Here is a 6,894-nt window from a genome sequence, read left to right on the forward strand (position 1 = left end):
CGTACAAGTCCAGGCCCCGGTGGTCCCCTCCACGAAAAATGTCCTCCTCCCGGGATTCCGGGAGGAGGACATTTCATCCAAACTCGTGCCCCAAGCGGGACGAAACTGTAACCTCGTTCGCCACCTTGAAATCGTTGATTTCACGCGGATCTTCTGATGGAGAAGATTGGTGTGATTCAAGTGTATCTGTACCTCGGAGTGACAATCGTGGCCCAGTGGTGACGCCAATTGGGACGGCTGTAACCCCGTTCCCCGCTGAGGACTTACAGCAAATGATTGCGGCGTATAAAGCAGGTGCGTCGCTCTACACCATCGCGTGTGAATGGAAGCTCGGCAAGCAGACTGTGCGGCGCAAGCTCGATGAAGCCGGAGTCAGAATCCGGCGGAAGGGGCTTGATGATGAACAGGTGGTACGTGCCGTCAGTGGATACGAATCGGGACAGACCATCCGAGAAGTAGCCGCCGACCTTGGCGTCGGTCATTCAATGGTGTGGCGAGCATTGAAGAAGGCTGGTGTTGAACTTCGCGACAACGTCCGACGGGTTGGTCGAAAACTCTCGAGCCAGTGATAAGAGCCATAGCAGGCCAGTCGATCTCGTTGTGCATCATCCGCACCTCCTTTGTAGAGGTCGCTGCGAGGAAAGGATGATCATGACTGCTTTGACAGAGGCGCCGAATGACGAACATCTGGCGAGGGTGATGCTCGCGTACGCATCTGAGCCTGGGGATCGTGTCACTGGACGGTTGGTGAATGACTTTGGGGCCTCCGAGACAGTGCAACTCGCGCTGGTAGCTCCCGGGGCCGATGGTTCGGAGGGTGGTGCTGTGGATCATTGGCGCAAACGGGTCAGCCCTCGTTTGAATATGGATCGCGCCCGTGATGCGCTTGAGACTACCGAGCAGATCGGTGCCCAGCTCCTGACTCCAGATGATTCAAAATGGCCAGAAGAGATGAACATTTTGGGTGATCACGCGCCGCTGGCACTGTGGGTGCTGGGCAACGCGGAGCATCTGTCTGCTGAGGCCTCGGTAGGGATCATTGGCGCGCGGGCAGCGACCGGTTATGGCTCGCATGTGGCTGGGGAGCTTGCCGATGGTGTCGCTGAGCAGGGTCAGGTCGTGGTGTCGGGCGGCTCTTATGGCATCGATGCTGTCGCGCATCGTGCCGCGCTGATGGCAGGTGGGCCGACCGTCGCTGTTCTCCCTGGCGCGCTTGACCGCTTGTACCCATCGGGGCACAAGCAACTGTTTGAGCGGATCGCCACAACTGGCGCGTTGGTCAGCGAAGTGCCGCCGGAGGCGACTCCGACGAGGTGGAGGCTGCTGCAGCGAGGACGGGTGATCGCTGCACTGTCGTCGGCTGTCGTGGTTGTGGAAGCGGGTGTGAGATCGTCCGCGTTGTCGGTGGCAGCGCAGGCAGCAGAATTCGGGCGGTGCGTGGGCGCGGTACCGGGGCCGATCACCAGCGCTTCGTCGGCAGGCAGCCACCGTCTGATGCGTGATGGGATCGCAGAAATCGTCACGAGGGTCGACGACGTCACCATGATGCTGCAACGCGCCGGAGCCCACCCTGGGAGAACTCTGACACCTGATACCGCGTCGGCGCAGGTTTCAAGCTCGTCTTCTCCCGCCCGCACTACTGGACCCAGCCGTTAAACAAGGTCGAAGGGATGAGCTGACGGTGATGGATCGATCATTGAATGACGGGCGACATTTCGGCCCGTATGGGCAAGAGTTGTTCGAAGACCACGTGTCGCAACTGCTGGAAGGGGGCGGCCTCATGAGACGACTCGGTAACGCGCATGCCCCACGGGTGGGTTGGGCGGATCTTTCGGCGAGGATCGGCCGCAACGACAAACCGGGAGTGCTGTTCGCCGCGGTGATCACTGGGGCGCTCTCTGACCGGGAGCTTCGTAGGGGGCTTGAGGATACGTGGACGACGTGTGAGTGGCCGGGGCGGGCTGCGGATCATGAGGTGTGGGTGCAACTGTTCGAGCTCGCGGGTGTCGACGAGGATCACTATTTGCACGAGACCGAGGTGCGCGATCGGGCACGGCTGCCGGGGACGGTGCAGCTGTTTCGTGCCGCTGCGGAGGGTCACCAGACGGGACTGTCGTGGACAACGAGTTTCGAGCGGGCGCACTGGTTCGCCACCCGGCTCGGTGCGATCGGCGGTCGCCACCACGAAATCTATGAGGCGACGGTGCAGCGGGAGGCGGTGCTCGCCAGCTTCCATAAGACTCGCAGCGAACACGAGTACGTCATTGACACTGGTCGCCTCGACCGGGTCATCCCTGACATTGTGGAGCCCGCCGTGTGGGAGCACCTCCTGGAAGAGGGCGACCGGCCGCGTCCGACAGACCAGTAGCCTCGGATGTTCGAGTCTGCAGGTCGGTGAACTGCGGACGGGTAACATCGTCGTACCTCTTCATTGCGGGCATGACTTCATTCTCTCCTTCGTGTTAAGTCATACCCCTCCATCAAACAGGGCGGTTCAGTGAACGCTTGCGGCCCAGAGTAGTCGGCACATGACGGCAGCCCTCTTTCAGGTCTGGCGACAAAGAACCTTGAAGGACTACCCAAGATGCTGCCGGACGGTCATGCCGTCACGCTCGGGTGACGGCGACACACATTTGAAAGTCGCCTTGTTTGCTCATCTTTTCTCCGACGGACCTCAGGCAGAAGGAACCCCGCCTTAGCCTCGATCCACCGATGGGAGCCGGTGAAGCAGGACGTCATTAACGCGGAGATGCCCGACTTTTCAAGGATAATTGGACTTGCGACAGTACAAATTTCCTGAAGAAGAAGGGCATCTCGCAGATGCAAGTTTCCCACACTCCCACGGCCCTGTCAGCCGCGTTCGACGAACCGAACCTCATCGCGGCGGCAGGTCTGGTCCCGGTCATGGAACTGGCCCGCGACTCTGGCCTGCATGAGCTGGCGGACAGGCAGCTGAGCGTGCCGACCGACAAAGGTGCCAACGCCGGCGCGAAGACCGCAGCGCTGGTTGCCGGGATGGCCGCCGGAGCCGATTCCATCGATGACATGACCGTGCTGCGCCACGGCGGGATGAAACGGCTCTTCGGCTCCTGCTACGCCCCCTCGACCCTGGGATCCTTCTTGCGGTCCTTCTCCTTCGGGCACGTCCGCCAGCTCGACGCCGTTGCCTCTCGTTTTTTGGGAAACCTCGCAAACAGGGCACCGCTGTTGGGCGATCCTGGTGCCGAGGAGTTCGTGTTCGTTGATGTCGATGACACGATCATCGAGGTCCACGGCTATGCCAAGCAGGGCTCCGGGTACGGATATTCAGGGGTCCGTGGGCTCAACGCGGTGCTGGCCATCGCCTCCACCGCCGATACTGCCCCGGTGATCCTGGCCCAGCGCCTGCGCAAAGGGGCCGCGAACTCGGCGCGTGGCGCCAAACGTCTCGTTGCCGATTCCCTGGCGACCCTGGGACGGATCCATGCCGAATCGCCAGTGCTCTGCCGCTTCGACTCCGCGTATTACGGCCATGCCGTCATCTCCACGGCTCTGGCTGGCGGTGCCGATGTCTCGGTGACGGCGCGCATGGACTCCGCGGTCAAACGCGCCATCTCCGGAATCGAGGAGGCCGCGTGGGAAAGCATCGAATACACCGATGCGATCTTCGACGAGACCGCCGGTGCCTGGATCTCGAAAGCCGAGGTCGCCGAAATTGACTTCACCGCTTTCTCCTCCCGGAAGAAGGCCGACCGGGTTCCCGGCCGACTGGTGGTACGCCGCATTCCGGAGCTGAATCCGAAGGCAACCGACGGGCAACCAACCTTGTTCGATGCCCATCGGTTCCACGCGTTCTTCACCACCGTGTCCATGGAAGCCATGGGCACCGTCGTCATGGACAAGACCCACCGCCGCCATGCGGTTATCGAGCAGGTGAACGCGGACCTGAAAAACAGTGCCCTGGCGCACTTGCCTTCGGGGCACTTCGGAGCCAACAGTGCCTGGTTGGCCGCCGCGGTCATGGCCTACAACCTCACCCGGACCGCCGGGGTACTGGCGGCGGGAAGGTTCCGCAAGGCCCGCACCGCGACGATCCGGGACAAACTTGTCAACGTCCCGGCCCGGATCGCCTCGAGTGCCCGTCGAATCCGATTGCACCTGCCCGAGGCATGGCCCTGGCAACAGGCGTGGGAGAAGCTCTTCGCTGCCGTTCATGCACCACCTCAGCGAGTCTGACTGATCGTTCACCAGCCGGACAACGGCATCATCAGGAACCATCGTGGAACATCATCGGCAGCGAGGCCGGGCCCTGAGTAGTGCCCAGTTTCCTTACACTCAAGACTTCAAAGAGCGTCCCGGTCCCTCATGGCAGGTCGGTGGATCAAGGCTTAGACGGCCGCTGCCGCGCTCCCGCTGGGAGTATGCCCCTAGCCCAGCGGGAGTATTGCGACCTGTTACATCTTCACTGGGAGGGGATAGCCGAAACCCAAATGATCCCGAAGTATAGAACGGTTAGGTGAGGCTTCGGAATCATATGGCGCGATCGGGCAGGAAAGATGGCAACATACTCAGGACATCAAGTGACACCGGGCCTGCTGACTTGCCGTCGAGAACATTCAATGCGATATGACCAAACACGAAGACACGAATGGTGTTAATGAGTGTGGGATGATCGTCTTCTGGAAAGCTCCAGTCGGTGAGGCGTTGGGAGAACACGTCTGTGACGGTGCGGAATGATGTGGCGAGTAGTTCCTGCAACTCATTGTTGCTGGAGGCTTCGAGCCAGCTTGATACGGCAAGTCGGTTGACATCAACGGGGTGCTCGTCGCGATACTGGGTCAGTGCCTTCATAAGTGCAGGTAAGCACTCACGAGGGCTTTCGGCGATAGTGATGGCGTCGATGAGAGTGGCATTGAGGTATTCTTGATCCTGCCGGGTAATTTCAAGGAGAATGTCCTGTTTTCCTGGAAAGTACCGGTAGATGCCTCCAATCGAAATACCAGATTCGCGTTGGATGTCGGCCATCGTGGTGCCCGCGATACCGCTGCGAGCAAAACAGCGTACGGCAGCGTCAAGAATGACCTTCTGCCGACTGGTTCGATAACTGTCTGAGATTTTCGGCATGATGCATCTACCTTGGCATAGCGGGGGTCTTGTCTGTCCAGTATGCGTGAGTATGGATGTGGGCGCGCCGCATTCCTGCGCGTTGCAGGGCACTACGCAAACGTTGGAGGCTACGCCCATGTCCAGCCAGATACGCATGCGTCGTATCGAGTGACAACTGGTCTTCCTGGTCGGCAAGGTGTTGCTCTAGCCATGTATCGAGCGCTGCTCCGGGAACATCTATGGCGGTGATGACCTCCAGACCGGGTGTGATGATTTTTGCGCCGTGTTGGTCACCATCTGGGACTTCGACGGCACCAACTACCTGTGTGCGGCCAGCTGTGACTGAAGGGTGTTCTAGGAATGATCGCCACAGGCCGAGCGTAGTGGCATCTCCCAGCACTAGGATTCGCGGATGGGGTGCCCAGCGGAACGAGCGTGGCGCTTCCAGTCCGCACCAGGTGATTTCGTCTCCGAGTTGCAGGTTTCTGACCAGGTGTTCTCCGGGTGCGTCGCCCGTTGTGGAATGGAACAGGAATTATATCTCGCCGGTACCCTTAGCGGGGTCGAGCCGGGACGGGGTGTAGTGGCGGAACTCGCCTTTTGCGACACGAAATGCAGTCACTTGGCAGGGTTCCCACCGAAAGTTTTGCAATGCGGGAGAGGCGAAGCTGATCAACCGTAATTTTGGTGAAGGGTCGATGATTTGTGTGACGGTGGTAGCGCGGCCAATCTTTTCGATCGTGTCTGCGACGAATTTTGGGTAAATTGCCACGGATACTCCTTCAAGCAGTCAGTGTGAGAGAAACGATGATGATGGTGAACAAGGCGACGAGACCGATGAGCCATAACCAGTCTGAGCTGCGGAAGGGTTCGCTGTGGCGTTCGGTTCGCGAGTTGTGGAGGCCGAAACTACGGGTCTCCATGGCGATTGAGCCCCGTTCGGCATGTCGGATACCTCCGGCCAATAGCGCTATCGGGATAGTGAAGAAGCCGAAGATTCGTCTTGGTTCGAGTCGGCGCATGAGAGGTACTGCTGCATAGCGCGCACGGTGAGCGAGTCTGATCGTGGTCAGTTCGGTTTGCAGGTGGGGCACGAACTCAAAAGCAATGAGGGCGGCGTATCCGACCCTGTACGGTAACCGCAGGTTCTGTACCGCTGCGCGTACCAGGCCGCGAGTATCTGTAGTGAGCCCGACCATCAGAGCAAGTGCGAGGATCGCGCTGATCCGCGCCCCCGTTGCGGCTGATATTTCCAGTGAGGTTGAATGCCACGCGACCGACCCAAGCGCGAACAGCGGAGTCTCTCCAGGTGGCGCGGGTATCCATACCGCGAGGGTGAACATGAACAGGACTGCGAGGCCGGGCACCGCCGTTAGCACGGCCGCCCAGATGCGAAATGGTTGCCGTGATAGCAGGAAGAGGAGCAGCAAGCTCGCGAGTCCGACTCCGACCGGCATTGCGAGACTCTTGCTGAGGATCACGACAAGAAATATCGGCAGTACCGCACCATATTTGGCGAGGGGATTAACCTGTTCAAGTGCGGTGATCATGACACTGGCGGTTCTAATAGTTGGGGTTTGACCGGGTGTGCTTGTCCGTTTCGGATCAGGTTGATGGCGTCAGCGCACTGTACGAGGAGTACTGGGTCGTGGGTGCTCACCACGACCGTCGCACCCGAATCTGCTGCGGCACGGATCTCGCTGAGAAGTAATGTGAGGTTGTTGGGGTCTTGGCCGTAGCTGGGTTCGTCGAGCAACAGTAGTTCCGGGCGTCCAGCAAAGGCGATTGCGACCGAGAGTCGACGCTTTT

At 59.9% G+C, this 6,894-nt stretch carries 9 protein-coding genes; 4 read left to right on the plus strand and 5 right to left on the minus strand.

The genetic code is table 11. The features are described 5' to 3' along the window. Positions 1-272 precede the first annotated feature (272 nt). From ACT3S2_RS15550 to ACT3S2_RS15565, 4 genes are all read left to right on the plus strand, one after another. Entirely contained in the window at positions 273-569 is a 297-nt protein-coding gene (locus tag ACT3S2_RS15550) for a helix-turn-helix domain-containing protein (RefSeq protein WP_096157947.1), read from the plus strand. An 82-nt stretch (positions 570-651) separates the two neighbouring features. Further along, positions 652-1,656 carry a DNA-processing protein DprA gene (gene dprA / locus ACT3S2_RS15555; protein ID WP_165770477.1) on the plus strand — a complete coding sequence of 335 codons (1,005 nt, stop codon included), beginning with the start codon at positions 652-654 and terminating at the stop codon, positions 1,654-1,656. Between the two features lie 28 nt (positions 1,657-1,684). After that, positions 1,685-2,368, plus strand: coding sequence for a hypothetical protein (locus ACT3S2_RS15560; protein ID WP_096157945.1), 684 nt, complete (start codon positions 1,685-1,687; stop codon positions 2,366-2,368). 452 nt (positions 2,369-2,820) lie between these two features. Next, positions 2,821-4,215 (plus strand): IS1380 family transposase, encoded by a 1,395-nt coding sequence (locus tag ACT3S2_RS15565; protein WP_102598821.1) that lies wholly within the window; start codon positions 2,821-2,823, stop codon positions 4,213-4,215. Between the two features lie 294 nt (positions 4,216-4,509). Here ACT3S2_RS15565 and ACT3S2_RS15570 read toward each other — a convergent pair whose 3' ends face one another. The 5 genes from ACT3S2_RS15570 to ACT3S2_RS15590 form a co-directional block, all read right to left on the minus strand. After that, complete coding sequence (locus tag ACT3S2_RS15570) at positions 4,510-5,103, minus strand: TetR/AcrR family transcriptional regulator (protein WP_165770476.1); 594 nt, start codon at positions 5,101-5,103, stop codon at positions 4,510-4,512. 7 nt (positions 5,104-5,110) lie between these two features. Beyond that, on the minus strand, positions 5,111-5,485 hold the full coding sequence (locus tag ACT3S2_RS15575; protein ID WP_180993131.1) for an SIP domain-containing protein: 375 nt from the start codon (positions 5,483-5,485) through the stop codon (positions 5,111-5,113). A 135-nt stretch (positions 5,486-5,620) separates the two neighbouring features. After that, positions 5,621-5,857 carry a hypothetical protein gene (locus ACT3S2_RS15580; RefSeq protein WP_102598822.1) on the minus strand — a complete coding sequence of 79 codons (237 nt, stop codon included), beginning with the start codon at positions 5,855-5,857 and terminating at the stop codon, positions 5,621-5,623. 10 nt (positions 5,858-5,867) lie between these two features. Then, on the minus strand, positions 5,868-6,635 hold the full coding sequence (locus ACT3S2_RS15585) for an energy-coupling factor transporter transmembrane component T family protein (RefSeq protein WP_102598823.1): 768 nt from the start codon (positions 6,633-6,635) through the stop codon (positions 5,868-5,870). After that, the coding region (locus tag ACT3S2_RS15590) for an AAA family ATPase (protein ID WP_444555779.1) at positions 6,632-6,894 on the minus strand (263 nt) is incomplete at its 5' end. The genes ACT3S2_RS15590 and ACT3S2_RS15585, both read right to left, overlap by 4 nt.

The organism is Arthrobacter sp. AOP36-A1-22, assembly GCF_052377615.1.
Lineage (GTDB): Bacteria > Actinomycetota > Actinomycetes > Actinomycetales > Micrococcaceae > Arthrobacter_H.